Origin of the sequence: Fulvivirga ulvae, assembly GCF_021389975.1 — a bacterium.
Classification (GTDB): domain Bacteria; phylum Bacteroidota; class Bacteroidia; order Cytophagales; family Cyclobacteriaceae; genus Fulvivirga; species Fulvivirga ulvae.
Genome location: NZ_CP089981.1, coordinates 761,942 through 784,872 on the forward strand (window position 1 = coordinate 761,942; position 22,931 = coordinate 784,872).

Genomic DNA, 22,931 nt, shown 5'->3' on the forward strand with positions numbered 1-22,931 from the left:
AATTTACTTTTGTTCTGACCAGTTGAGTTGGTAAAATGGAGAGTCTGCTTTACGCATGGAATTGCTTATTGAATAATAGGCAGCAATCAATGGATTAGAAATTAATACATTGCTATGATCATGTATTTCATAGCCTTTTACATACTGATCTCCTGCCAGAACATTTTGATGGAAATGATCCCAGCTATCAAATTTTTGGCGCACCTCCCCGGCTATGTCATATAACCTCCGCCTGATCTCATCCTCTTCCAGGTATCCGTATGCTCCATAAAGCCTCATGAGCATCACGTATTGTGCAATTTCATGGCCGCGTATACCTGTTTCTTTGAGCTCATGCCTGTAAAGCCATGCTATTTTGCACCGCTTCACTTCAAGCGGAGTTTCCAGGGCATTCAGGTGACCTTTAAATTCGGCTTCCGATAGCAAATCAAAATGGTGTACTGCCTCCATGAACATCCGGTTATGCATCTGGTCGTGCCGGTAATGGTACAAGCGGTCTTTGGCTTCTTTAGTATTGAAAATGCCGATACTGTACAGGTATGATTTGAGAAAGTCCTTCACTTTTTCATCCTTACCATCAAACCCAAATAGAGTTTGGTGATTGCAGTTGCCCAGGCTTTGCATGGTGAGTGCTGACAAGCTAAGTCCCCAGTACATCTCATCGCTTAAATGTTCCTGTTCCATTATGATATTGTTTGTTGACTTTTCAATTGTTCTGTTAAGCTCACGAGTACTTCCTGATGAGACGCTGAATACGCTCCTGACGATGCCATGGTTTCCAGCGAATGGATATACTGCATGGCAAACATGGAACCTTCCAACATCTGAGGCATCATTAGCGCTGTCATTTGTCCATACCCTGGAAATGGCCCGTTGGGTTCGCATAAGGGGTCGAGTATTATTTCCAGCAGCTTCTGGTATAGGGCTATGGCCGCGCTCATGTCTTCGGCAAGGAATGCTTTGATCTCTGCCTGTTTCATCATCAGTATGGAGAGCATCATGGGATTATCGGTCCTGTCTTTTTTATAGTAAGGCAGATGGTTGATAAGTGTTTCTACCTGATCTTTATTTGCCTGAAAGGTGGACATGAAGGTGCTCAACTGCATCATATCCATATGTATTTCTTCAGGGTCATAATCTATATTATCAGGCAATTGCACCTCTTCTTCCTGGATAGAAGGCTCTGGAACCGGTACTTCGTCCTCCACGGCAAACCCATGCTCCTCCATCCAGCGCTCAAGTTTTGAGCTGATATGCAATGAAATTTTCATGGCATTGATCTGCTCCCGGATCCCGCCTATCAGTTCTCTCGGCATCTTCGCAGGGGATACCTGCTCTATCACGGCATAAAAGTGCTTTTCAAGCTCTCCCAGGGTACGTCTCTGGTCAGCGTCCCCTATATGTATTTCCCTGGTTATGTACTCCAGCATGAACCGGCCCTTCTCAATGAAAAGCTCCTCATGCTGCTCAAATGCCCTGGCAATCTCACGGGTTCTCTCCTGTAAAACATAGATGACCCATTTGGCATCAATGCGGTTGCCAAAGAAATAATCTTCATAATAAGCATACAGGGCGTTCAAACCGGTCTCAGGGTCGCGTTCAATACATTCGCTGATGTTTTCTTTTACAAAGTCATAAATTTTTTCGCTGATGCTGTAGTGCAAACCTCCAAGCTTCCATACCACATTCAAAAACCCAAACCTATTAGTGAAGCCATTACGCTGGGCTATAATCACCTCTATGAGGTAGCTCAGCCAATAGTCATTATACATTTTGGCTTCGTGCTGGTTGAGTGCCAATGCTGAAAGTGCTGTAACCAGCTCTGCCAGTTCTTCCTCGTTTTCACTGCGGTCAATCAGCTCATCTTTGGCATGATAGAGTGCCTGGAGCACAAACCGATTGGCAGCCGACTTCAAACCATAGTGGAAGTTAGCTTTTGCATAGGCTACTACTTCTCCGAATCCATTAAATATATGCTCAAAAATATAGTCGCTGGTAAGCTGAAAGGCTTCTCCTTCCCTGAGTACTGTTGCCAAAGGGTTGTTGCACCCCAACGGTACCAGTACACTAAACTGGTCTTCGAAAAACGCCTTCTTCTTTTGATCATTATTGCAGGCTGCACTTTCGCTAAGCCACAGGGGTATCATTCCTGCAGGTATTTTTTTGGCATCGGCGGAAAAGGTGAAAAAGTGCCGGGCATATTTTTCAAAGGCGGGACTGTAATAATTAATGCCCTCATTGCCTGTAAGCCATTCATAAAAGCGTTTCAGGCAGCCCTCTGGCTGATGATAATGTAGCTCGCCGGGTCGGTGGTAATACAAGGCAACATCGGCCATATCCCATTTTTTAAGGGCAAGGGCTTCTATTAAAGGATATTCACCATCCTCAGTCCGGATGTGCAGTATGCCCTGGGTTCCCTGGATCAGCAATCCTTCTTTAAGTGCATCAATGGTCTGAAGCGCCCAGTCAGGGTTGGCAGACAACTGCCCGGCCAAAGCCGCTGGATTATAATCAATCCAATTTTTTACCAGGTCGGCAGGGCCATGCGCCAGTCTACTGCCCACCGATGCCAGCCGATTGTAGGTTTGGATAAAACTCTCCCAACTTCTTTCGAAGAAATCCTCAATAAATGTATCTCCTATCTCGAATTTACGGGGCTCTGGCGACCCTGAAATATAATAGTGGCTGCGGCAGCAAAATCCATATCGGATAGCAGCATCTGCATACCACTCAGACAGCAGGTAATTGCGAATATCCAAGGCCTGGGTAATGACGAAAGCCGCGGTATGATATGAGACCTCATTGGTAGCCTCCAAAAGCAGATGCAGGACATCGAGTAAAATGTTGCGGGTGCGATCATCTTTGACTGAAGTATAGGAATAATGGTCTTTAACAAATTTAAGTGCTTTATCAAGGGCTTGCCGGGCGGGATAATGGCCTGCTCTTAATGGCTCCAGCCAGCTCTCAATATGTTCGAAACCTTCCTGATATGCTTCATATGCTTTTGAAGCGGTAAAGTAATACTTGTATGACTGGCTATAATCCAGGCCATAATGGGATGGCACCGACAGTAATACACCCACTGCATCTCTGCGATCGTAGGTTTCGCTATTAGAAACAATGGCGTTAAGCTGTTCCTGTGTAAGTATTCCATAGCTGACGGCAAAACCAAGGATGCGCAGATAGAGTGGTGTACCCTCTGCATCTTCCTCCACGGCATCCTTGAAGTCGCGAGCATCAACGATCATATTCAAGGCATAACCGGACAGCACCTCCAGCCCCTCCGGGCTTACAGGCGGCTGTGGCTTCTGCTCCTCCAAAGCTGCTCTTTCACGTGCTTCCTCTTCTTCCCTGGACTGGTAATCGGATACCGCACTTTCATTAAAAAGCTGCGATCTTCTTTCCCGCTGCTTCTCTTCCAGTCTGAATCTTCGCTGGTGCCAATGCTCCAGGGCTTTATCATACTCGCTATTCAGGTTCTTTATCCAGCTTTCAATAGCTAAAAACTGTGCATGGCTCAGGCTATCTCCTATAACCACATCTGCAATTATGCCAGAGTCTTTCTGCAACAGCCAGTGAAGTGCCTCAGTACCTGCGGGACTATCCTGTCTGGCTACGGTAGCTATTACGCTTTCATTTTCAAATAAAAACCCTGCGGCAAGCCGGAGGTTATTATCAGTATTATCAAGTGCTTCCTTTGCTAGAAATTCATAGCGCCGATAGGCGAGGTAATTGGTTTGGTCTAACTGTTTTAACACATGCACCAAGGCCACTGCTGCATAAGGTTGCAGGTAGGGTATGTCCAGTAAAGGTTCCAGTACTGAGGTAAGGGTCTCAAGAAAGCTTTTGCCATTCTTTAGGGTAGTGTTCTTTCGGAAAGGAGTCCAGTCGAAGGTATTTTTAAATGCATGAAGATGGCCCAGTAGCAAGGCCCATTCTTCCCGGTGAAATGATTTTTCATCAACAATATGCTCAAAGATCTGTTGCGAAATATACTGATGGCTCTCTGTCAATTGCTGAGGTTGCCATCTGTAATAAGCGGCTCCCGCCAATTGAAGGTTAACCTTTGACGTCAGTTCGCCGCGTCGGCGTAGAAATCCCAGGTCGCTTTCTATCCGCTGAGTGGCATACTTTTCCCTGTCTGCAAGGGTTTCATCATCAAACGGAATTTTATTGAGCAGTTCATCCTCGATCAGGGAGTATTTCTGCTGCCCCTGGATAACTACCATTTTTTCCAGGCGCTGCATATCTTCGACAACCCTTTGTACTACGGCCAAATGCCGGTTGTACTTGCTTTGGTATTGCTCAAGTTTGGGTGCGGGGAGTTCTCTTAGCTTCTCCCCCAGTTCCATCTGGTCTACGCCGATACTTTTTAAAATTCGAGCTGCCCCAAAATACTTTTCCGGCTGAACCTCACTTCCGCAGTGCTTACAAAACTTGCCCTTGGGTGTCAGCTTTACGCACCAGGTGCAGCGCACCTCTTCCCTGACCATGCCTCCGCAGGTTGTACAGGAGTCTCCTGCCTTCCAGTCATTGGGCTGCCTGGCGTCGCACTTTTCACAATAGACTACAATAGACATTTATCTCGATCTCCTTACTTTTGCCCAGATGTTTTCCTTTTCCTGTGCGGTCATATTCTTGACCATATTTACAATGGCATTTTTAGACTCGCCTTCGCGCTTGAGGTAAAGAGCTATTTCAAAATCTGATGAGCCGACAAACTCAGCGCCGCATTCACGACAAAACTTGCCCGGTCCTGAGCTCAGGCACCAGTGGCAGTTGAGCACGGGCTCTGCCTGATTACCGCATGACAGGCACAGATCGCCGGTTTTGTAGTCCTTAGGCTGGCGGGTGCCACAGTGTACACACTTCACCACATCCGAGCCTTCAACAATGATCTGCTGCTGTGATTGTTGCTCTTCCGGCTTTGCCTCTTGCTGAGCCTGTTTTTTGGAACCTACAGCCCACTCCATCACTTTTTGGCTTACTTCTTCATCAAGGCCGGTAATATCCATGAAGGTTTGTGGGTCTCCAATAAATTCAAAATCGGTTTTACTTGATATTCCAGCGTCTTCCAACAATGCGATGTGATCGTCATTTAGTCCTTTGGATTTCAAAATATTCACCAAAAGTTTGGGGATCTTTTTATCTTCTTCCATGCGTCTGTTCTTGTTAAAATTCCTAAAACAAAGGTATCTGACTGGGGATGAAGGCTTTTCACCACTGTTGATGAATATTGAAAATCACGGAATACAGTGAGTGAAGCTTTAAGAATGGATGTCAACTTTGCTTACCAACACATTATAATAAATGAATGATGAAGCTAAATACACTATTAAAATTGAAGGCCCAGGCACCGGATGCTATTCTTAAGACATTGATCAGCACAGTGGAACGGGAAAAAGGATCAGATAACCCCAAATTACCTTTATTAAGGGTTTCTTTTGCAGGAGGGGGGTATGCGTCAGGTTACCTGATTGATTTTGATGAAAGGGAGCAAATGCTGTTGTTAGCGCACATTGCTGAGGAAAAGCCGGAGCTAATGTATATTCGAAGCAGTATTTTACAAGCAGTAGAAGTATTGCAGGCTAATGACTGGTTGCACGAGCTTTCAGATGGAGTTATTCCCTTTGAGCCCGCTCCGGGAGATGTACTTACGGGCATTAAATTAAAGGCACTGTTGAGAGAGGAAAGTGCTGTACTTTCTTCTTCTGTGGGGGAGAGTATTACCCTAAAGCTAAACCTTCCTGAAGATGCCTCACCGGCAGACCGCTATTATGCCACATGCTTAATAGATGATACGGTTACTGTACTCACATCAATTTGTAAAGATAAGTTTGGAAAGGCGGCTTTGGCAGAGGCAGTAACGACGGTTAGTATTATCCCTGGCCATGAAAATAAAACGAGTCTATCCGGAAGTAATCTTGAGCTGTATTTTAATATTGAAAGGGGGCTAAAAAGGAAGTTTAACGCTAAGGAGTTGCTGGAAAGTATTGAAAAGCTTCTTTAGATATCTGTTGCTTGACAGATGCGTGACCTGTCAGGGGACAGGCACGGGGGTTGGGCTATTGTATTGTGATTTGACCCTTTCAGGGTTTGCACTGTATTACTTCTCAGTAGAAGTCTCCACCTCCTTGGTCTGTCCCCCGACCAAGGGAGGGGTATGTCTTTTACTTTCTCTATATTTACTCGGAGTCATTCCTTTAATCTTTTTAAACATTCGGTTGAAATAGGGGATATCTCTGAAGCCGCACGAATATGCGATTTCAGATATGGTCAAATCTGAGTTTATTAGGAGTTTACACGAAGATGTAATTCTATATGCTGTTAAGTATTGAAAAAAAGTCACATTCTTATTTCTCTTAAAAAATACGCAGAATGATGATTTCTCCATACCCATAAATTTTGATACATCATTTAGTGAGATATTGTTTTGAAAGTTATTCATCACATAGAGTTCCAAGATTTGCATTTTTTTGGTGTTCCGTCCTTCTGCAATTGGCTGACCAACAATATTTGTATTTCGGGTATTTGCTATAGCAGATAAGATTGATAAAAAAGAAAGTACTCTTTCTGAAGGATTCTGTTTAAGCATTAGTCTTAAGGTATCTTGAAGTTTAACCAATGCGTGTTCTTTAAACTCTATGCCATTTGAGATTTTATTGATACTCGTTATTTGTTCAGTTAACTCAGGAAAAGTTGTTTTTAATTGAATTAACAAGTCAGTAGAAAAAAACAAGCAAATATTTTCAATTTTCCCCTCATCATCGTGGGTGAATTCATCAAAAGACCAGCAATGTGGAATATGGGGAGGGATTAATATTACTTCTCCTTCACTAAAAGGCGCTACGTTATCTCCAACAATTCTGGTACCCCCTCCAGTAATTATATACGCTATTTCCCAAAAATCTTGTCTGTGTAAGTGAATTTGCTTGTCCCATTTTATATGAACATGGTCAAACTTGAAAGATTGATTTGAAATGCTAACAGTATGACAATATTTTATAATATCAGACAAATGGATTTTAATTTATGAGTAAATACAAATATAAGACAATGTTATTCGAAAATAACGCAACTTGGATTTACTAGCCCCTCTTTAACTTTAGCAGTCAAAACATTAGATTAAATATGACCGAGAGTAATAGCCTATTAAAATCAAAGCCTCATTACAAGATTTTGGATGGATTGCGAGGGGTAGCAGCCTTAGTTGTTGTTTTATTTCATGTGCTGGAGATTTATTCAGGGGGAGATCATACAAAACAGTTAATAAATCATGGGTATTTAGCGGTCGATTTCTTTTTTATTTTATCAGGATATGTAATTAGCTATGCTTATGATGATCGATGGAATATTATGTCCTTGGGGCATTTTTTTAAACGAAGAATAATTCGCTTACAACCCATGCTCATCTTTGGATCAATATTCGGTGCTGTATTGTTTTATTTTCAATATTCCGAGATTCTGGGCTGGAGTAGAATTGCTGAAACACCTGTATGGAAAGTGGTGTTTTTAATGATTATGGGTTGTTTTCTTATTCCAGTTGGAAAAGGATTAGACATTAGAGGTTGGAATGAAATGTTTCCCCTCAATGGCCCTGCATGGACGCTATTTTTTGAAGAGATCGCAAATATTTCATATGCCCTGATTTTACGAAGACTATCTAATAAAATGATGTCCATTTTGGTATTAATAGCTATGGGTATTACTGTTCAATATGCTTTGACAAACCCTCATGGTGATATTATTGGAGGTTGGGCTATTGATGACCCCGCGCAGTTGAAGATTGGTTTTACTCGCCTGGCGTTTCCATTTTTGGCTGGAATATTATTAGCCAGGACAGTTAAAGTAAGTAAGTTAAAAAATTCCTTTTTATATACGTCTATCCTATTAATTACTTGTTTGTCTGTGCCACGAATTGGGGGACATGAAAATTTCTGGCAAAATGGTTTGTATGAGTGTTTTTGCTTAATTGTCGTGTTTCCATTTATTGTATGGATGGGAGCCAGTGGAGAAGTAACAGGTAAAATAGCTAAATTGAGTAAGTTTTTAGGGGATATTTCTTATCCAATTTACATCACTCATTTTCCAATTGTATATATATACATGGCTTGGGTATCAAATAATAATTATACACTAGAAGAAAGTTGGCCGTTTGCAATTTTGACAATGATAATTTCTATTATTGTTGCCTTTGTTGCCATGAAATTATACGATATGCCGATTCGATCATGGTTAAAAAGTAAATTTTTAACTAAAATTAAAAGGTAATGTAAGTGATGAAACCTCTTATACTCGGGCTGAGAATGGCATACAATAACGAGATATATTTGCATTATATTCTTTGTAAGATAATTGACAGGTCTTAAAGGAACTTTAAAAGGACTGCATAAGTAATATTGGGCATAATAAAACCGCAGCCTCTTGTATAAAACTCGCTCCCGTCCCAATGGCTGTCCCCCGACAGCCATCTAATGCTGCACAAAGTAATGCTTCAGTAGCGAAGGGTTTGTCAGGGGACCATCTGCTTGTTTGTTCCCTGACTGCTTAGAGTGCCTGTCGGGGGACAGGCAAGGGTGGAGTACTGGTATGGGTTACAAATAAAAAGCCTGGTTTTAGAGGCCAGGCTTTCAATTTTTTCTCTTCTTACAAGTTGCTTTCGAGGTAGTCTTTCATATCGGTGTCGGTGAAAAAGCCGCTGTGGTGGCCGCCGTAGCATGCGTTGATCAGGAATGTGCCGTTAGACAGGCTCAGGCTTTTTAGTTCTCCTGCATTGGCTTCTTCAATGTTGTTTACTTCTATCCTGTTAATGCTTTCTTGTACTGCTTCTTTTCCGTCTTTGTCGGAGCACACTTCTTTGAAAGCGTCTACCGTACGTTGCAGGCATACACTTGGAATAAATTTAATTGAATTCAAATCGAACGTTTCCCAGTTGATCTCAATAGGCAATTCTTTTCCTACTACTTCATTAAGTTCTTTCTGGTAGTCACCAAAATACTGTTCTTTAATGGCGTTAATTGCTTTTTTCTCTTGAAGTCCCATATTTTATAATTTTTAATAACCTGGTACAAATTTATGATGTGCCATGCGCCCTCTTTTACCCGATGTCCATGAAATCGTAAAGTCATGGTTTTCCGTGAGGTGTTTTGGAGCTATCTTGGTTTGTCTGTACGGATTGAACGGTGAGTAGTAATTTACTTGGGTTGGTTCTTCCTGCATCAGAATGACTTGTGGGGGTGGACGTGCTTAATTTAGTGGTTGTTTAATCATCCAGAAAGCCATTTTCTATGGCAAACTTTACAGCTCCTACTGTGGTTTTACTTCCTGTTTTCAGGAGGATGTTTTTTCTGTGGGTTTCTACGGTATTTACGGAAATGAAGAAACGCTCGGAGATCTCTTTGGAGGTCAGCTCCTCGCTGAGGAGTTTCAACACTTCTTTTTCCCTTTGGGACAACTCAACGTGCTGGTGTTTTTTACGTTCAAAAACGCTTTCCATGTACGTTTTTTTAACTACCTCTGAATAATACTTTTCCCCTTTCAAAACTTCCTGCACGGCTTTTTTGAGCTCTTTCTTATCAGCCATTTTAAGTACAAAACCATCAGCATTGCGTTGAATGACTTTCTGGACTGTTCTTGCATCGTCGAGCATACTCAGGATCATGAATTTAACCTCTGGCATTTGCTTTTTTGCCTCTGCCAATAGGGTCAAACCGTCCATTTTGGGCATATTAATATCGCTGATGATCAGGTCAATTGGGAATTGCTTCATCAAGCGGATAACCTGCTGCCCCTCTGTAGCCAGATGAATGTCGCCTATCTCAGGTATTTCGCTAATGATTGTATGCAGGCCTTCCAAAAACATAATGTGGTCATCGGCGAGTATGATGTTATGCTGCTTCTTCATCTGAAATTATATTACTGTGGTTGATCAAAGGTATATCTATATTTACTAAAGTGCCCTTTTCGGAGCTTTCTATGGACATGGTTCCTGCAAGTGCTTCCAGGCGTTCACGGATATTGCGCAGGCCTATACCTGAGGCTTTTTTCCCTTGAGGGATTCCTTGCCCGTTGTCATTTACTACAATGTTGATATATGCTTCATGCAGGGTAAGCTGTACTTCGGCTTCACGGGCATCGGCATGCTGTACGATATTATTCACCAACTCCTGCAGGATCCTGTATACATCAGCCAGCAAAATATCCGGGAGCCGGTCAATATCTTTTTCCGGAAAAAAGAAGGTATTGATCCTTAGTTTTCCATCATTGGTTTTTTGGACAAGAAAGTCTTTCAGGAAGCTTGAGAAGCCGGTTTGGGAAAATGGCAGCGGGTGCAACTGATGAGAAAGGTTACGGATGTCTTTGCAGGCATTCTGAATACCGGTCATGATCCTGCCGGCATTGTGATCCATACCTTTATGTTCCAGGTAGTGCTCCAGCATCATTTTCAGGCTGGCCAGGTCACTGCCTATACCGTCATGTATCTCCCGCGCTATGCGTGACCTCTCTTGCTCCTGCCCCTCCTGGTAGCGTTCTATAACTGTAAGCTTGTAGTCCTTGATGAGCTGATTGATGGCTTGCCGCGAGTTCTCTTCCTGCTGCTCAGCCAGCCGGCGCTGGGCTTTCATTTTTTGGACATAAAAATACCGCAAAATAATGAGGGTGAGCAGAACCAGGAGGAAGCCTGCAATAAATACATTCTTAACCAGTCGCTGGCGTTTTTCCTGTAGTTCCGACTTTTGCAGCTCTGCTTCTTTCAACGACTTCTCCCGCTCCAGCAGTGCAATGCGCGTTTCCTTTAGGGCTGTTTCATATTCCTGCTCAAGTTCTTCCTGATATTTTTCTTTTTCTAGCGAATTGACACTCTCCTCGTAGGCTACATATTGCTCATAGTACAAGAGGGCCTTTTTATAATCCCCTTTCATCCGGTAAAGTTGAGACAGGTTTTTGTAGACCTCGCCTGTAAAATACGGTGGATTGTCAATGTCAATGATTTTCAGTGCCTTGTCAAAATATTGTATAGCGACATTCAGGTTTCCCAGGTTCATGTTTGACAGGCCCAGATCGTTATAAACAATGGCCATATCTGAATGCAGATTGAGCTTCTCCAACAGTTGCAAAGTTTTCTTCAATAGCGGAACAGCTTCTTTATAGCGTTCTTCCTCTACCAGCATCTGGGAGAGGTTAATATTTACATAAGCCACTTTGGAATAGTGCTCTACCCCTTCGAAATAAGCCAATACTTCCAGATATTGCTCTCGTGCCTTTTCATAATTGCCCTGTTCCTTATGGATATTGGCATAATTGAACATGATATCTATCAAACCACCTTGATCATTGATCGCCTCATAAATCTCTTTGGCGCGATCCAGGTTCTCCATGGCCTGTCCGTATTTCTGCTGTTGAAAGTATATTAGCGCAATATTCTGGTATGTATTCCCCTCATGTCGTTTATCTCCCAGCTGTTTTGCCAGTTGCAAGCCTGACATAAAATGCTCCGTAGCCTCTGATAGCATACCCATATTTTTGTAAGCCACAGCCAGAAGGTTATAGCAGGCAGGCAAGCCTTTCTGCACACCGTTACGGGCAAGGAGGTCAATGGCGGTATTAATTTCTTCAATAGTTGTACTGAATTCCCCTTTTTTATAGGCCAGGTTACCTAGTAAATAATGGGCTTTGGCGGCATATATGTCATAGCTATTCTCCTCACTGATCTGTAGTATTTTATCTGCAATCAGCTTGGCCTCTACCGGTGAAGTATGCACCACATTGACATATTCATCAAAAAGCGAGTCAAGCTTCACTTCCTGCCTGCTCTTTTCCTGGCCCAGGGCCGGGCTATAAAAGCACAAGGCCAGAAGTAGAGGTATGGTTATCCTTAAAGTTGCAATCATCTTTCCAGTATGGGATCAGGCTAGATATTCAAACACCAAAAGCTTGCAATTTATGCTATCTACAGCACTTATACATCACCTAATTCCGTGATTTACAAAAACTCTGGCCAGGTCAGTGAGGAATTTCCATTTTACCCGATTATGGCTATCAATTCAAAATGTCAATCCGTCAATCGAAAGGGTGTATTTGTAAATGTATCAATATGTGGTACTTACATACCCGCTACATTCATGAAAGTAAACAAAAAGAAAACACTTGAAATTATGAAAAAGATATTTGTGAATGCACTGATACTTTCCGGCATCTTAATGATAGCAAGCTGTAGCGATGATGACAACAAAGTAGTACCTGCTGATGTCCCCTTCGTAAACCCGGAAGTTGCAGAGGTTTATGTGGGCACCCAAAGCCCGGGTGATGTATGGACGTGGAGCCTGGACAAAGAGCAGGGGCATATGACAGCTTCGTGGGATTATGGTACGTTTGATGACACCAGCGATGACATCACTATTGAAGGTACTTTTGAAACTTTCCCCTCCGGCTTCATGAAGGTTACCATTACCAGTGCAGCACCTGCCAATGATGAAATACCCACCGATGGCAGTGCCTGGTTTTATGCACTCGAAATACCAGGAATGACCATGATCATCAAACCGGAAGGCAGCATCAAAGGTGATATTATAGCCATGGTACCTGAGGGAGACTGCGCCAACATACCCGGATCGTACAACTATATAATAACAGCCCCGGGTGGTCAGTCAGACTTTGATCCTATTACGGATGAGGCCTTTGGTTATGTTGATTTCGCTGCCTCTGGCGACGGCTTCGATATATCCGGTTATAAGTTCAGCCTTGACTGTGTCAATGATGGTGCATGTACGGACACTGGTGCTATCGAAGGCCTGCCTATTGCCACATGTGTGAATAATGGCTTTGTGGAAATTATGGAGGGTGGTAAAACCGTAGCTCAGGGACAATTTACCAATGCAGGTGCTATGATGATGGACTTTGGCTATGGCAACGGTGGCGTATTTGCACTTAAAACTGATGCTGATGCTACTAAAGATGCACTGCTGGACAACACTTACAATGGTATAGCTTACCTGCCTAAAAACAATGATGAGCAATCGGTACCCGTAAAGCTGTCTTTTGCCAAAAATGACCTGGACAACATGATAGGCACGGGATACGCATACACCAACATTGAAACCGGCACAATAGACAACGATGAAGGCGCGGTGGTGATCGTAGAGAATGTGATCAATGGACGAGTGCTGGGCAGTATGAATTTTGATGAGGACAATGATGTCTCTGATATGGCTGCGGCCTTGCTTGTCAATGGAAATGACCAGATACTGATTGTTACCAGCTACGACGAAGAGTCTCTTGACCCTATCATCCTGATCCTGGCCAAGCAAAACTAATTGTAGCGGTTAAATAACCCTGAGGGTCAACAGCACTCTCAGGGTTATTATTCATTAACCTGTTTATTCAACCTTAACCACCAATGAAACGGCTAATCATAATCGTAAGTACTGCAAGCATAATCTTCGCTTTACTGATCCTCCGGCTTTGACCGCAAGGTGGAATTTAGAGAATCAAAAATTGCAGGTGTTTTAATTTTATTCTATTATGGCAGAAAATGGTGAAGTACAATTGGCAAAGAAATTAAAACTTGATGAGCTGGAAGAGACTTTAGTATACTTCGCTACTTCCATTATTAGCAAGAATACGGAGGAAGAGGTACTGTGGGACCTCGCCAAAAACTGTATTTCAAGGTTAGGGTTTCTGGATTGCGTGGTTTATAAGGTAGATTATGATCGGAAGGTGCTTGTTCAGAAAGCCGCACACGGCCCCAAAAACCCACGTAGCTATGAGGTATTACAACCTATTGAGATACCTATAGGAAAGGGGATAACAGGAACTGTAGCATCAACAGGCAAACCTGAGCTGGTTAGCGATACCAGCAAGGACAAACGATATGTAGTGGACGATGAAGTACGCCTTTCTGAAATTGCCGTACCTATCATCCAGGATGACCAGGTCTGGGGGGTAATAGATTGTGAGCATCCTGACAAGAATTTTTTCACGCATCAACACTTAAAGACCCTTCATGCAATTGCCTCCATATGCGCTGTAAAGCTTGCCCGTGTCAATGCCGAACATGAGCTTAAACTGAAACAAAAAGCCCTTATGGATACAGAACGGGAGCTGGTAAATCTGAGAGTCAACTCTCTCAGGCGGCAGATGAACCCGCACTTTCTGTTTAATGCCTTAAATGCCATTCAGTATTTTATTACAACGGATAAAAAGAGAATGGCTCTCCGGTATCATAGCCTTTTCAGTAAGCTCATCCGTAAGTATATGCTGCACCTGGATGAGGAGAAGATACAACTGGAAGAAGAGATCAGGATGATCAACTGGTACCTCAAGTTACAGCAGCTCAGATATGAAGATCGCTTCAAGTTTACAATCAACGTTTCCGAAAGCCTCTATAGCCTCCATATTCCTACATTGATCATACAACTTATTATTGAAGAGCTGATTGAGCGCATGGTGATGTCCAACTCGGGAGAGGGTTGTCTGACCCTTGACTTCACTTATCAACCGGGCAGGCTGCAGTTCAAAGCTTCCCTGGAAGTAGATATACTCCAGGATTTTACCCGAAATGATGCTGAAGATTATCGCACTAACCTATTTACATGGCAGGAACATATTGATTTATTAAATAAAATAAAGGATCTTAAGATAGTTCGCCAGTTAGATGAGTTAAAAAACGATAAAGGGAAAATTACCGGCAGAATAATAGAGCTCACCATTCCTTTACCAGAGTAATGAAGAAATACCTCATTGGTTTAATATTTATCGGCTACCTCATCACTGCGGCCAAAGCTCAGCATAATGTTTATTTGTACAACGACCTCCGCCTTATTCCTTCAGTAGAGGCTGAAAAAAAAGGAGAACAATATTCACCCGAAGCTATCTTGAAAAAAGAACGATTGCAGTTTGCTTCCCCTGAGAACCTGGATAATATTCCCTCCGGCGTTGCCTATTGGCTACGTTTTGACCTGAATTCTTTTTTGTACCTTTTTGAAAGCTACGATACCCTTTACCTTAATACACCAAGCTTTTACAGAGGGGCTTATTACCTCCGGGAAGGGGGTAAAATAAAGTCAGTTGAAATTAACTTTTTCAATAAAAGCGACTTAAAAAGCAATAAAGTAAAGAGGTCGTACTTGCCCTTTACAAAAGAAAATCTTCTGGAAAACCGGTTTATAGTTATAAAGACTGATGGGTTTCTGGGCGGTTATCGCTGGAAACGATCCGGTTTTTACATTGCCAATAACAACCAGGATGCCATTCAGGATTATTCATATTTCAAACGATCATTTGAAAGACAAATACCCATATATCTCTTTCTGGGCCTTGCCGGGGCATTGTTTATACTAAATGTACTGCTTTATATTTATTCTTTAAACCACATCTACCTGTTTTACAGCCTCTTTCTCCTCTTCCAAAGTGCTTATTATTCGCAGTTGAGCCTTAATATTATTACATATTTTGAAGCAAATCATCCTCTGCTTCTCTATGTGGTAACCAGTGTTACCCAGATAGCTATAAACCTGATGTATTTACTGTTTATACGTTCCTTTCTGGAAATGCCGGCGGATTACCCGAAACTCAATAAGGTGGTGAAAATAATAGCATACTTCCTTGCTGTTCTTATTATAGCCGACACCATCATACTGATCATTGACCCGTTCTTCCCCTACCAATCTGTATTAATGAATTTTCAGCGTTACTTTATGAGCCTTTTTGCCTTATATGGTATTATCCATTTGCTGATTTTCAAGAAATCAAACCTTGTTTACTTTGTAGTTATTGGCACGGCTATTTTTGTTACCGGGGCTCTTTTTACTTTATTTTTAATGAATATCAAATATATGCTGGCCGGTGCAAGCATTGAAAGTTTTGTATTTGCCACGGGTCTCGCCTATAGAATTAAAATGGTATATGAAGACAAATTAAATCTCGAAAAGGAGGCTGTATCGGCCAGTAAAAGTGCGTTGCGCGCTCAGATAAACCCCCACTTTATATTTAATGCATTAAACTCAATTCAGCACCTCATCACTGTCAATGATAAAAAGAGTGCCCTCAGGTACCTTACCAAATGTTCTCACCTGCTCCGGCAGATCCTTGAAAATTCGATTGAAGTAAACGTACCGTTAAGAAGGGAGATAGAACTTCTAAAGCTTTACCTTGAGCTTGAGTCATTGCGATTCGATCAGAGCTTTGAATATTCAATTGCGGTAGATGAGCAGCTGGATATCCATAACCTGGAAATGCCGCTGTTTCTCATACAACCCTATGTAGAAAATGCTATCATCCATGGCCTGATGCCAGCTACTTATAAGCCTAAAAGAATAAATATTGAATTTTGTGATAAAGGTGCCTTTATTCTTTGCACGATCAGCGATAACGGTATTGGCAGGGCTGCAGCCAGGGCACTGAGGAAGAAAACCGTATATGTATCAAGAGGCATGTCGGTAACAAAAAAACGACTCGATCTCATTAATATGAACAGGTCGCAAAAGACCCTTGTCACCTTTGAAGATTCTGACAAAGGCACAAAAGTATTTATTAACATACCCAAAATGTAAGATGCTAAACGTAGTAATAATTGAAGACGAAATAAGGAGCCAGGAGACCTTAAAATCCTTGCTCACAGAGTTTTGCGATGACGTCAATGTACTAGGCATGGCTGGTAACGTAAGAGATGCCGTGGCGCTGATCAACAAAGTAAGACCGGAGCTGATATTTCTGGACATTGAGCTACAAACGGGTACAGGCTTTGATGTGCTCAATCAGATCGGAGAACGCAACTTCGACGTGATTTTCACCACTGCCTTTGAACAATATGCCATAAAAGCGATCAAATTCAGTTCGCTGGACTACCTGCTCAAGCCTATAGATATAGATGAATTACAGGAGGCTCTTGAAAAGGCAAGGAAAAGGATAGACCGGCAGGAGTCTTCAAAGCAACTGAGCCTGCTGCTGAAAAACATGGATGAAAGGCCCAATCAACGAAAAAAGATCTGCCTGTCAACCTCTGAAGGCCTCGAATTTATAGATATCGAAAATATCAGATACTGCGAAGCCAACGGTTCGTACACCAATTTCAACATCAAGCCTGATGTGAAGCTGATTGTAAGCAAAAACCTGAAAGAATATGAGAGTCTGCTCTCCGACCACAGCTTTATGCGCGTACACAACAGCTTCCTGATCAACCTGCATGAAGTGAAAAAATTTGTAAAATCAGAAGGGGGCTATATTCTGATGAATGACGGCACCCAGATAGCTATCTCTCAGAGCAAACGCGATGAATTTATGGAGAGAATGATGAGTCTGTCGTAATCAATCCCAAATCATCGGCCTTTTTATATTGAGGCTTCTCAGGTATCCCAACATCTGGCCGGTATGTACTGACTCATGATAGGCCATACGGTTAAGGTAGTCCCCCAACTTTTTACGCTGCCCTACTTCGGTCCTTATAATTTCAACATTTTCGAGTTCATCTTCCGTCAGATTTTCAACCATATTAATGAACAGCATGCGATATCTTTCTGCCATATGCAACTCATGGTTAACATCCGCATACGGCACTCTCAACCACGGTGACTGGTAATCACCCAGATTGCCCTTATTTTCAATTATTCTGTGAAAGAGGTGTTCGCCTTCCAGCACATGCCGGATCATTTCGATTATGGAGAAGGCCTTCTTATCCGGTTGCCAGTTCAAATGCACGTCGGGTATGGCCCTCCATAGTTTTATGCTGCGCCTTCTTGTTTCTGCAAAATTCAATAGTATAACCTCTCTGGCATTCATTGCTAGTTGTAATTATAATAAAACAATAAAAAATTATCGTTAATCTAGATCTCCAGCTTCAGTAGATCATGCAACTCCAATTTCCCTTTGGGGGTTATGAGTAGCTCGCGTGTGTTTTTCTTCTTTCTGACCCAGTCGTTGTCGAGCATTATCTGCAGCATGGATGCACCAAGTGCTCCTGCCAGGTGGGCCCTTCGCTCGCTCCAGTCGAGACATTGATGTGCAAAAGAGCGCTTTTGCTGCCGCAAGGCTTCGGTATCCACACCTAAAGAAAGAAACCACTCCTGTCCTTTTTTGGTGAGGTCGTAGGCTTTTTCAGTAGGCTGAAGCACGCCATATTGCACTAACGATTCGGTGAGGCTCACTCCTAATTTGCCTGCTACATGATCGTAACAGGTTCTGGCATAGGTTATGCCGGATGGCTTCGGTTTTTTTATCTTTTTACCGCCATCTTGTAATGGTAACAGGCTCGCCATGGACTCCACCACCTGTGCGACTTCAGCAGTTTTAAAGGTATAGTATCTGTGCCTGCCCTGTAAGGATATTGGCATCAACCAGTTTAGCCAGATGATTGCTTGCTGATTGAGGAGAGATATTGGCACATAGTGATAATTCGGTGGCCGTATAAGCTCTTCCGTCCAAAAGGTTCCAAAGCATAACAGAACGTGCTTTATCTCCAATCAGGGCCGCAATTTGACTAAACTGATTTTCCAATTCTTCCATAATCATCTAGGCATATACTCCTTGCGTCCAGTTGTTGGATACTACTTTTCCCTTTTCATAGTCGTCTACCACTAATATCAACCGGTTGTCATGGTCACTGTAAAGTACCTCAATATTTACTCCGGCTTTTTGCATAGCCCTGGTTATTTTTCCCAACTGACCGGGCTGGTCCTGTTTAAGACGCTGCACTAATATCTCATTTTCTTTAATTACCTCAATCCCTTTTTCTTCTAATGCCTGGCGTGCCTTCTTACCATCTTCAACCAAAAAGTGAGCTATGCCTTCATTATTGACCACCCAGGCTCCGCCGCCTTCCACACTTATACCCGCCTCTGCCAGGGCCTCCCCCATATCTGCCAATGCCCCGACCTGATTTTTTAAACGTATTACCAAATCTTTCATAATCTACTATTTTTATAAACTAATATTAATTTTTGATTGTACTGAATTAGCAAGAAAACAACGTCGGTGAGCCAGGCTATGCAGTTCACTGATCTGCTCAGCATCCGGAGCATTAAACACATCTGAAAAAACTACGCGTGGCCGTAAGGTAATATTGGTCATTGCTCTTTCTCCACGTTCATTTTTACCCATTATTCCTTCCGCCTGGTCTTCATACGACTCAACCACGTAACTTTTCCCTGCCGCTATGGACAGAAAAAAGAGCATATGACAACTTGAAATGGCCGCAACAAAAGCCTCCTCAGGATCAACTGCCGATTCATCAGACATAGGTACCGGCACCACCCCGGGCGATGATGAAGCTTTGATATCAAGGCCACCATCAAAGGACCATCTGTGCTTCCTGCTATACCTGTGATCAGTAAATTTCTCATCCTTACTTTTTTCCCAGATTATTCTCGCCGTGTATTTCATAAGTGGTAAGTGTTATTTCAGTTGCTAAGGTAAAGGCCAAAGATTATGGACATTTCATTCTATAATGAAGTATGGAATTTCATTGAGCACCTAAACAGATTAACTAGTGATAGTGATGAAAAATCGCTAAAAATAGGCATTGACAGTTTAGAAGTTAAGGTGCAGCTTTACATTATTTAGAATTAATCTAAATAAAGAAGCCCTTGTTGATCCTGCTCTTATACCTTAGACATGCTTTAGGGCAGGGTCAACCAAGGCACCAAAACCCAAAAGATTATGGATCATACTAACTACGACAAACTGATAACCCAGCTTACCCGAGAACTTGAGAGAAAGCATCAAAACAACGCCCGGATCAGGTCAATAATAGAAGAATCGCAATGTCCCTATTTAAAAAAGGCCATAACCCCTGCTCTAAAATGAATTGTAACATAGAAACGCTGATTGTAACAAAAAACGGCGCCATTACCCAATGTAGGGATTGTCAGCGCATAGGTTTTACGTTTAAAAACCTCCTGATTGGGTTTGACCCTGATCAATTTGTTGGTTTTGGCAGGTTTCTCTCCAGAATCAACTTTGAGAAGCACTGTATACGACACTCTGCAAAGCCACCCTATCTTATCATTAACACCTGTCACCATGATATTCAGTTTGCGCTTTTCAGAGAAGAGTTTGAGGAATTCAGGGACATGGCACAACAGGCAAAGTTAATGCTGGAGGTTTTAGGGATATTGGGACCTTGTTAAGTAGCCTACTTCTTTCGGTTATATTCACTCATAATAATTATAATGTTGGGACCTAAATTTGTAGATTAAGCTTTTCATTTAATGCCAAAAGAAATTCATGGTGAAAAAATCAATTATAATAGTACTCCTAACTTCATTATTCTATTCCTGTACAGGAAGTAATCCTAATGAACAGATTGATGAGGGACTGATCAAAGAGGATATTTATCGAAGCCATGAAATAGGTTGGACCATTAAAATCCCTGAAGGCTGGGAGATTGTATCCAAAGACCAGATGGAAATCCATGATGAGAAAGGTAAACGCGCTCTGGAACAAACCATGAAGGATAGTATTAGCTTTAGTGGACTAAAACATTTGATAAGTTTCCGCAAAAACAACTTCAACATTTTCCAATCGAGCTCTGAACCATTTCCTCTGAGTTACGAAGGAGAATGGAAAGACAACAATTCTGCTTTGAAAGAATTGCTTTATCAAACCTATATAAACCAAAGTATTAAAATCGATACATCATCCTCTTCAGAGATCGTGGATGGGCTTAACTTCGAAGTATTCCATATCAAGGTATATGGTCCTGAAGGTGGCATTATACTAAACCAAGACATGTATAGCAGATATATTAATGGTTTTGATTTTGGAGTAAGTATCAATTATAACAACGAGAAAGATCAAAAAGAGATGATGCAAGCGTGGAAAGGTTCCACCTTTAGGAAGAGGCCTAAATCAATGTGAATGTAAGTATCACATACATCAGGCTTCTAATATTTACAAACCATGAAGGTTCTTATTAAAGTATTTTTTTCTATCCCATTTCTGACTATTCTATACTTTGTGACCAGCATCAATCTCAGGCTTTATTATTCTCCAGATTTATCCGAAGCCGGCATAAACAAAGATATTTACAACCAGTTAAATTATCTAAAGTCTAGAAATACAGCCGGAGCAGCCGAGGATATGCAAACCCTTTACCCAGAGGGTCTGATGTTTTTTGAGTGCCTTTACGGCCTTGCATGGACGGATTTTATATCCGGTATGGATATTAGGTCTGAGGTATTTCAAAATGGGCTTACGGAAATAATCAAATCCATAGTGACGACTGCCGCTACCATTGTATCTCACAGAGCTGCTCTGATTCATAATGATATTCAACTGGCTATTGAAATTAGAAACGAAATTGAAGCTTTTGGTTTTCCCGAAACAGTAAATAATAAAAAATACTTTTTATACGGCCATCTGGACATTGCTGATGCCTTTATTGTCTGGACGCGAGCAGCAAATCCATCATTGCAATCAGGCAAACCAGTATGGTGGCAGTTAAACTTTCACCTATGGTCTATACTCATAATTTTTCCAACTACTCTAAGCTTATTCCTGATCTGGAGAAACAGAAAGCACACTAATTCTGATCGACTTTAACTTATGTCTGCCCATTTAGCTATAAGTTTGTACCAGACGAGACACAGGTATTCTAATACCGGACCAAACGCCCAACAGTGTTAGCCCATCACTCTTCTGCATAAAAACTCCCTATTAACTTCTCAGCATGCCCCCATAGTACACTGGAACCTTTGTCCATAACACTTACTTTTCCGATCACCTTTTCATAGGGTACGTTATACTCCGCCCAGGTACCTCCTTGGTTTGAATCGTTTTGAAGTACGGGCTCGAGTCTGTCCAGCGAATGGGCAAATTTTGCTTCTACCGTACTTCCTCCTTCAAACTCTTCCCATATAGCCATAAATTCATCCGCCTGTTTTTCCGGAAGCATTCCAAATATGCGCTTTGCAGCTAGCTGTTCTGTTTCTTTGGAACTATCTCGATGGGCATCAAAAAGAAAAGTATCACCCGCATCTATCTCCACAATATCATGGATCAACACCATTTTAAGCACCTTTAACAAATCAACTTCCTCGTTGGAGTGCTCAGCCAATACAAGGGCCATCAAGGCAAGATGCCAGCTATGTTCGGCATCATTTTCATTTCTGTCACTGTTAAATAGCCGCGTCTTCCTCTGAATATATTTTAGCTTATCAATCTCCTTGATAAATTCTAACTGCTTTGATAAGTTATCTGGCTGCATCTTTACTTAATTTTGTCTTTCTATAAAACCTGAATTTCCTTACAAAGGAAAAACAACCACTTTTCATAATCAAGGACATTTGTCCCGCCGCTAAATATGGTAAGAACGAACAATGATTTATCAGCATATGTAGCCAGGCTTTACCAGACGGAAAACAGGGGCTATTTCTCCTTAGAAAATTATCTGCCTGGGCAAAATATAATCCGGCAGGGTAAAAAGGTATACGCCGTGCATATCATAAAAAGTGGTATTGCCAAGTGCTACTTAAGTGAGGATAACGGGAAGGATTTTATTCAGGAATTCTTTTCAGAGGGTGAGATTTTCGGAGAGATAGAAACCATCAATCATCATCTCAGTTTTTGTTCTATAGATGCTATAACCAATGTTCAGGTATTTCAAATCAAAAGTGAAAATTTTGTTGAACTTCTAAATGCTGATCGCAGATTCAATGAATTGATACTTCAGGCTGTAGCCAACAAAGTGAGGTACAAGGCCATCAGGCACGGGTATAATCAATCGCATGCTATAGAAGATAATTTGCTCAGGCTTATCCGGGAGTTTCCTGATCTTTTGCAGCATATATCAAAGCAGGACATTGCCAATTACCTTGGCATAACCCTTCGCAGCCTTAACAGAGCGCTGCATGACCTGGCCAAGAAAAAATTGATTTAATCGGAATAATTGGTGCCGGGAAAACCATCGTAAACCAGCACTTTTTACCTGCTTAGTGGAG

Annotated in this window: 24 protein-coding genes; 11 read left to right on the forward strand and 13 right to left on the reverse strand. The window is 41.9% G+C overall.

What is annotated here, in order from left to right; translation table 11 throughout:
• Nucleotides 1-3: 3 nt before the first annotated feature.
• Genes LVD17_RS03250 through LVD17_RS03260 form a run of 3 tightly spaced genes read right to left on the reverse strand, consistent with a single transcriptional unit; the run spans nt 4 to nt 5,159 of the window.
• Nucleotides 4-684 carry a DUF1266 domain-containing protein gene (locus tag LVD17_RS03250; RefSeq protein WP_233764723.1) on the reverse strand — a complete coding sequence of 227 codons (681 nt, stop codon included), beginning with the start codon at nt 682-684 and terminating at the stop codon, nt 4-6.
• Entirely contained in the window at nt 684-4,580 is a 3,897-nt protein-coding gene (locus tag LVD17_RS03255) for a zinc ribbon domain-containing protein (protein ID WP_233764725.1), read from the reverse strand. Before LVD17_RS03255 ends, LVD17_RS03250 begins: the two co-directional genes overlap by 1 nt.
• A complete protein-coding gene (locus LVD17_RS03260; RefSeq protein WP_233764728.1) occupies nt 4,581-5,159 on the reverse strand; it encodes a hypothetical protein in 579 nt (192 codons plus the stop codon). It abuts the gene before it with no gap.
• Nucleotides 5,160-5,314: 155 nt separating this feature from the next.
• Between LVD17_RS03260 and LVD17_RS03265 the strand changes: the two genes are divergently transcribed.
• Complete coding sequence (locus LVD17_RS03265; protein ID WP_233764729.1) at nt 5,315-6,010, forward strand: hypothetical protein; 696 nt, start codon at nt 5,315-5,317, stop codon at nt 6,008-6,010.
• Nucleotides 6,011-6,106: 96 nt separating this feature from the next.
• On the opposite strand, the gene LVD17_RS03270 is transcribed toward LVD17_RS03265, so the two are convergent.
• Complete coding sequence (locus LVD17_RS03270; RefSeq protein ID WP_233764730.1) at nt 6,107-7,018, reverse strand: AraC family transcriptional regulator; 912 nt, start codon at nt 7,016-7,018, stop codon at nt 6,107-6,109.
• 113 nt (nt 7,019-7,131) lie between these two features.
• Between LVD17_RS03270 and LVD17_RS03275 the strand changes: the two genes are divergently transcribed.
• A complete protein-coding gene (locus LVD17_RS03275) occupies nt 7,132-8,271 on the forward strand; it encodes an acyltransferase family protein (protein WP_233764732.1) in 1,140 nt (379 codons plus the stop codon).
• Nucleotides 8,272-8,646: 375 nt separating this feature from the next.
• Here LVD17_RS03275 and LVD17_RS03280 read toward each other — a convergent pair whose 3' ends face one another.
• The 3 genes from LVD17_RS03280 to LVD17_RS03290 form a co-directional block, all read right to left on the reverse strand.
• Complete coding sequence (locus LVD17_RS03280) at nt 8,647-9,042, reverse strand: hypothetical protein (RefSeq protein ID WP_233764734.1); 396 nt, start codon at nt 9,040-9,042, stop codon at nt 8,647-8,649.
• A gap of 220 nt (nt 9,043-9,262) precedes the next feature.
• Nucleotides 9,263-9,904 carry a response regulator transcription factor gene (locus LVD17_RS03285; protein WP_233764736.1) on the reverse strand — a complete coding sequence of 214 codons (642 nt, stop codon included), beginning with the start codon at nt 9,902-9,904 and terminating at the stop codon, nt 9,263-9,265.
• Nucleotides 9,888-11,891, reverse strand: coding sequence for a tetratricopeptide repeat-containing sensor histidine kinase (locus LVD17_RS03290; RefSeq protein WP_233764738.1), 2,004 nt, complete (start codon nt 11,889-11,891; stop codon nt 9,888-9,890). The genes LVD17_RS03285 and LVD17_RS03290 overlap by 17 nt, the downstream gene beginning before the upstream one ends.
• A gap of 264 nt (nt 11,892-12,155) precedes the next feature.
• Between LVD17_RS03290 and LVD17_RS03295 the strand changes: the two genes are divergently transcribed.
• From LVD17_RS03295 to LVD17_RS03310, 4 genes are all read left to right on the forward strand, one after another.
• Nucleotides 12,156-13,313 carry a hypothetical protein gene (locus tag LVD17_RS03295; RefSeq protein WP_233764739.1) on the forward strand — a complete coding sequence of 386 codons (1,158 nt, stop codon included), beginning with the start codon at nt 12,156-12,158 and terminating at the stop codon, nt 13,311-13,313.
• A 208-nt stretch (nt 13,314-13,521) separates the two neighbouring features.
• Entirely contained in the window at nt 13,522-14,724 is a 1,203-nt protein-coding gene (locus LVD17_RS03300) for a histidine kinase (protein WP_233764740.1), read from the forward strand.
• Nucleotides 14,724-16,550 (forward strand): sensor histidine kinase, encoded by a 1,827-nt coding sequence (locus LVD17_RS03305; RefSeq protein ID WP_233764741.1) that lies wholly within the window; start codon nt 14,724-14,726, stop codon nt 16,548-16,550. The genes LVD17_RS03300 and LVD17_RS03305 overlap by 1 nt, the downstream gene beginning before the upstream one ends.
• A 1-nt stretch (nt 16,551) precedes the next feature.
• Nucleotides 16,552-17,304: a LytR/AlgR family response regulator transcription factor gene (locus LVD17_RS03310; RefSeq protein WP_233764743.1), complete on the forward strand. Its 753-nt coding sequence runs from the start codon at nt 16,552-16,554 to the stop codon at nt 17,302-17,304.
• On the opposite strand, the gene LVD17_RS03315 is transcribed toward LVD17_RS03310, so the two are convergent.
• The 5 genes from LVD17_RS03315 to LVD17_RS03335 are packed head-to-tail and all read right to left on the reverse strand — an operon-like array spanning nt 17,305 to nt 19,374.
• Nucleotides 17,305-17,775 carry a DinB family protein gene (locus LVD17_RS03315; protein ID WP_233764745.1) on the reverse strand — a complete coding sequence of 157 codons (471 nt, stop codon included), beginning with the start codon at nt 17,773-17,775 and terminating at the stop codon, nt 17,305-17,307.
• A gap of 44 nt (nt 17,776-17,819) precedes the next feature.
• Entirely contained in the window at nt 17,820-18,326 is a 507-nt protein-coding gene (locus tag LVD17_RS03320; RefSeq protein WP_233764746.1) for a transcriptional regulator, read from the reverse strand.
• Nucleotides 18,283-18,498, reverse strand: a complete 216-nt coding sequence (locus tag LVD17_RS03325; protein ID WP_233764747.1) for a winged helix-turn-helix domain-containing protein — start codon at nt 18,496-18,498, stop codon at nt 18,283-18,285. The genes LVD17_RS03320 and LVD17_RS03325 overlap by 44 nt, the downstream gene beginning before the upstream one ends.
• A gap of 6 nt (nt 18,499-18,504) precedes the next feature.
• Nucleotides 18,505-18,900: an ACT domain-containing protein gene (locus LVD17_RS03330; RefSeq protein ID WP_233764748.1), complete on the reverse strand. Its 396-nt coding sequence runs from the start codon at nt 18,898-18,900 to the stop codon at nt 18,505-18,507.
• Between the two features lie 12 nt (nt 18,901-18,912).
• Entirely contained in the window at nt 18,913-19,374 is a 462-nt protein-coding gene (locus LVD17_RS03335; protein WP_233764749.1) for an OsmC family protein, read from the reverse strand.
• 276 nt (nt 19,375-19,650) lie between these two features.
• Between LVD17_RS03335 and LVD17_RS03340 the strand changes: the two genes are divergently transcribed.
• The 4 genes from LVD17_RS03340 to LVD17_RS03355 all read left to right on the forward strand — a co-directional run bounded on the left by LVD17_RS03340 (nt 19,651) and on the right by LVD17_RS03355 (nt 21,534).
• On the forward strand, nt 19,651-19,797 hold the full coding sequence (locus LVD17_RS03340) for a hypothetical protein (protein ID WP_233764750.1): 147 nt from the start codon (nt 19,651-19,653) through the stop codon (nt 19,795-19,797).
• Nucleotides 19,794-20,120 (forward strand): DUF6686 family protein, encoded by a 327-nt coding sequence (locus tag LVD17_RS03345; RefSeq protein ID WP_233764751.1) that lies wholly within the window; start codon nt 19,794-19,796, stop codon nt 20,118-20,120. Before LVD17_RS03340 ends, LVD17_RS03345 begins: the two co-directional genes overlap by 4 nt.
• Nucleotides 20,121-20,217: 97 nt before the next feature.
• Complete coding sequence (locus LVD17_RS03350; protein WP_233764752.1) at nt 20,218-20,850, forward strand: hypothetical protein; 633 nt, start codon at nt 20,218-20,220, stop codon at nt 20,848-20,850.
• A gap of 42 nt (nt 20,851-20,892) precedes the next feature.
• Complete coding sequence (locus LVD17_RS03355) at nt 20,893-21,534, forward strand: hypothetical protein (protein WP_233764753.1); 642 nt, start codon at nt 20,893-20,895, stop codon at nt 21,532-21,534.
• A gap of 88 nt (nt 21,535-21,622) precedes the next feature.
• Here LVD17_RS03355 and LVD17_RS03360 read toward each other — a convergent pair whose 3' ends face one another.
• Nucleotides 21,623-22,198: an HD domain-containing protein gene (locus LVD17_RS03360; protein ID WP_233764754.1), complete on the reverse strand. Its 576-nt coding sequence runs from the start codon at nt 22,196-22,198 to the stop codon at nt 21,623-21,625.
• Between the two features lie 96 nt (nt 22,199-22,294).
• On the opposite strand from LVD17_RS03360, the gene LVD17_RS03365 reads away from it, so the two are divergent.
• Nucleotides 22,295-22,870 (forward strand): Crp/Fnr family transcriptional regulator, encoded by a 576-nt coding sequence (locus LVD17_RS03365; protein WP_233764756.1) that lies wholly within the window; start codon nt 22,295-22,297, stop codon nt 22,868-22,870.
• The last annotated feature ends 61 nt before the right edge of the window (nt 22,871-22,931 follow it).

Excerpts from the sequence above, each read along its gene's own strand:
- LVD17_RS03330 (WP_233764748.1), bottom strand. The coding sequence starts at position 18,900 with ATGAAAGATTTGGTAATACGTTTAAAAAATCAGGTCGGGGCATTGGCA.
- LVD17_RS03315 (WP_233764745.1), bottom strand. The coding sequence starts at position 17,775 with ATGAATGCCAGAGAGGTTATACTATTGAATTTTGCAGAAACAAGAAGG.
- LVD17_RS03360 (WP_233764754.1), bottom strand. The coding sequence starts at position 22,198 with ATGCAGCCAGATAACTTATCAAAGCAGTTAGAATTTATCAAGGAGATT.
- LVD17_RS03295 (WP_233764739.1), top strand. The coding sequence starts at position 12,156 with ATGAAAAAGATATTTGTGAATGCACTGATACTTTCCGGCATCTTAATG.
- LVD17_RS03285 (WP_233764736.1), bottom strand. The coding sequence starts at position 9,904 with ATGAAGAAGCAGCATAACATCATACTCGCCGATGACCACATTATGTTT.
- LVD17_RS03305 (WP_233764741.1), top strand. The coding sequence starts at position 14,724 with ATGAAGAAATACCTCATTGGTTTAATATTTATCGGCTACCTCATCACT.
- LVD17_RS03300 (WP_233764740.1), top strand. The coding sequence starts at position 13,522 with ATGGCAGAAAATGGTGAAGTACAATTGGCAAAGAAATTAAAACTTGAT.
- LVD17_RS03355 (WP_233764753.1), top strand. The coding sequence starts at position 20,893 with ATGAAGGTTCTTATTAAAGTATTTTTTTCTATCCCATTTCTGACTATT.
- LVD17_RS03255 (WP_233764725.1), bottom strand. The coding sequence starts at position 4,580 with ATGTCTATTGTAGTCTATTGTGAAAAGTGCGACGCCAGGCAGCCCAAT.
- LVD17_RS03335 (WP_233764749.1), bottom strand. The coding sequence starts at position 19,374 with ATGAAATACACGGCGAGAATAATCTGGGAAAAAAGTAAGGATGAGAAA.
- LVD17_RS03320 (WP_233764746.1), bottom strand. The coding sequence starts at position 18,326 with ATGCCAATATCCTTACAGGGCAGGCACAGATACTATACCTTTAAAACT.
- LVD17_RS03345 (WP_233764751.1), top strand. The coding sequence starts at position 19,794 with ATGAATTGTAACATAGAAACGCTGATTGTAACAAAAAACGGCGCCATT.
- LVD17_RS03340 (WP_233764750.1), top strand. The coding sequence starts at position 19,651 with ATGGATCATACTAACTACGACAAACTGATAACCCAGCTTACCCGAGAA.
- LVD17_RS03280 (WP_233764734.1), bottom strand. The coding sequence starts at position 9,042 with ATGGGACTTCAAGAGAAAAAAGCAATTAACGCCATTAAAGAACAGTAT.
- LVD17_RS03265 (WP_233764729.1), top strand. The coding sequence starts at position 5,315 with ATGATGAAGCTAAATACACTATTAAAATTGAAGGCCCAGGCACCGGAT.
- LVD17_RS03310 (WP_233764743.1), top strand. The coding sequence starts at position 16,552 with ATGCTAAACGTAGTAATAATTGAAGACGAAATAAGGAGCCAGGAGACC.
- LVD17_RS03250 (WP_233764723.1), bottom strand. The coding sequence starts at position 684 with ATGGAACAGGAACATTTAAGCGATGAGATGTACTGGGGACTTAGCTTG.
- LVD17_RS03350 (WP_233764752.1), top strand. The coding sequence starts at position 20,218 with ATGGTGAAAAAATCAATTATAATAGTACTCCTAACTTCATTATTCTAT.
- LVD17_RS03365 (WP_233764756.1), top strand. The coding sequence starts at position 22,295 with ATGGTAAGAACGAACAATGATTTATCAGCATATGTAGCCAGGCTTTAC.
- LVD17_RS03275 (WP_233764732.1), top strand. The coding sequence starts at position 7,132 with ATGACCGAGAGTAATAGCCTATTAAAATCAAAGCCTCATTACAAGATT.
- LVD17_RS03325 (WP_233764747.1), bottom strand. The coding sequence starts at position 18,498 with ATGGAAGAATTGGAAAATCAGTTTAGTCAAATTGCGGCCCTGATTGGA.
- LVD17_RS03260 (WP_233764728.1), bottom strand. The coding sequence starts at position 5,159 with ATGGAAGAAGATAAAAAGATCCCCAAACTTTTGGTGAATATTTTGAAA.
- LVD17_RS03290 (WP_233764738.1), bottom strand. The coding sequence starts at position 11,891 with ATGATTGCAACTTTAAGGATAACCATACCTCTACTTCTGGCCTTGTGC.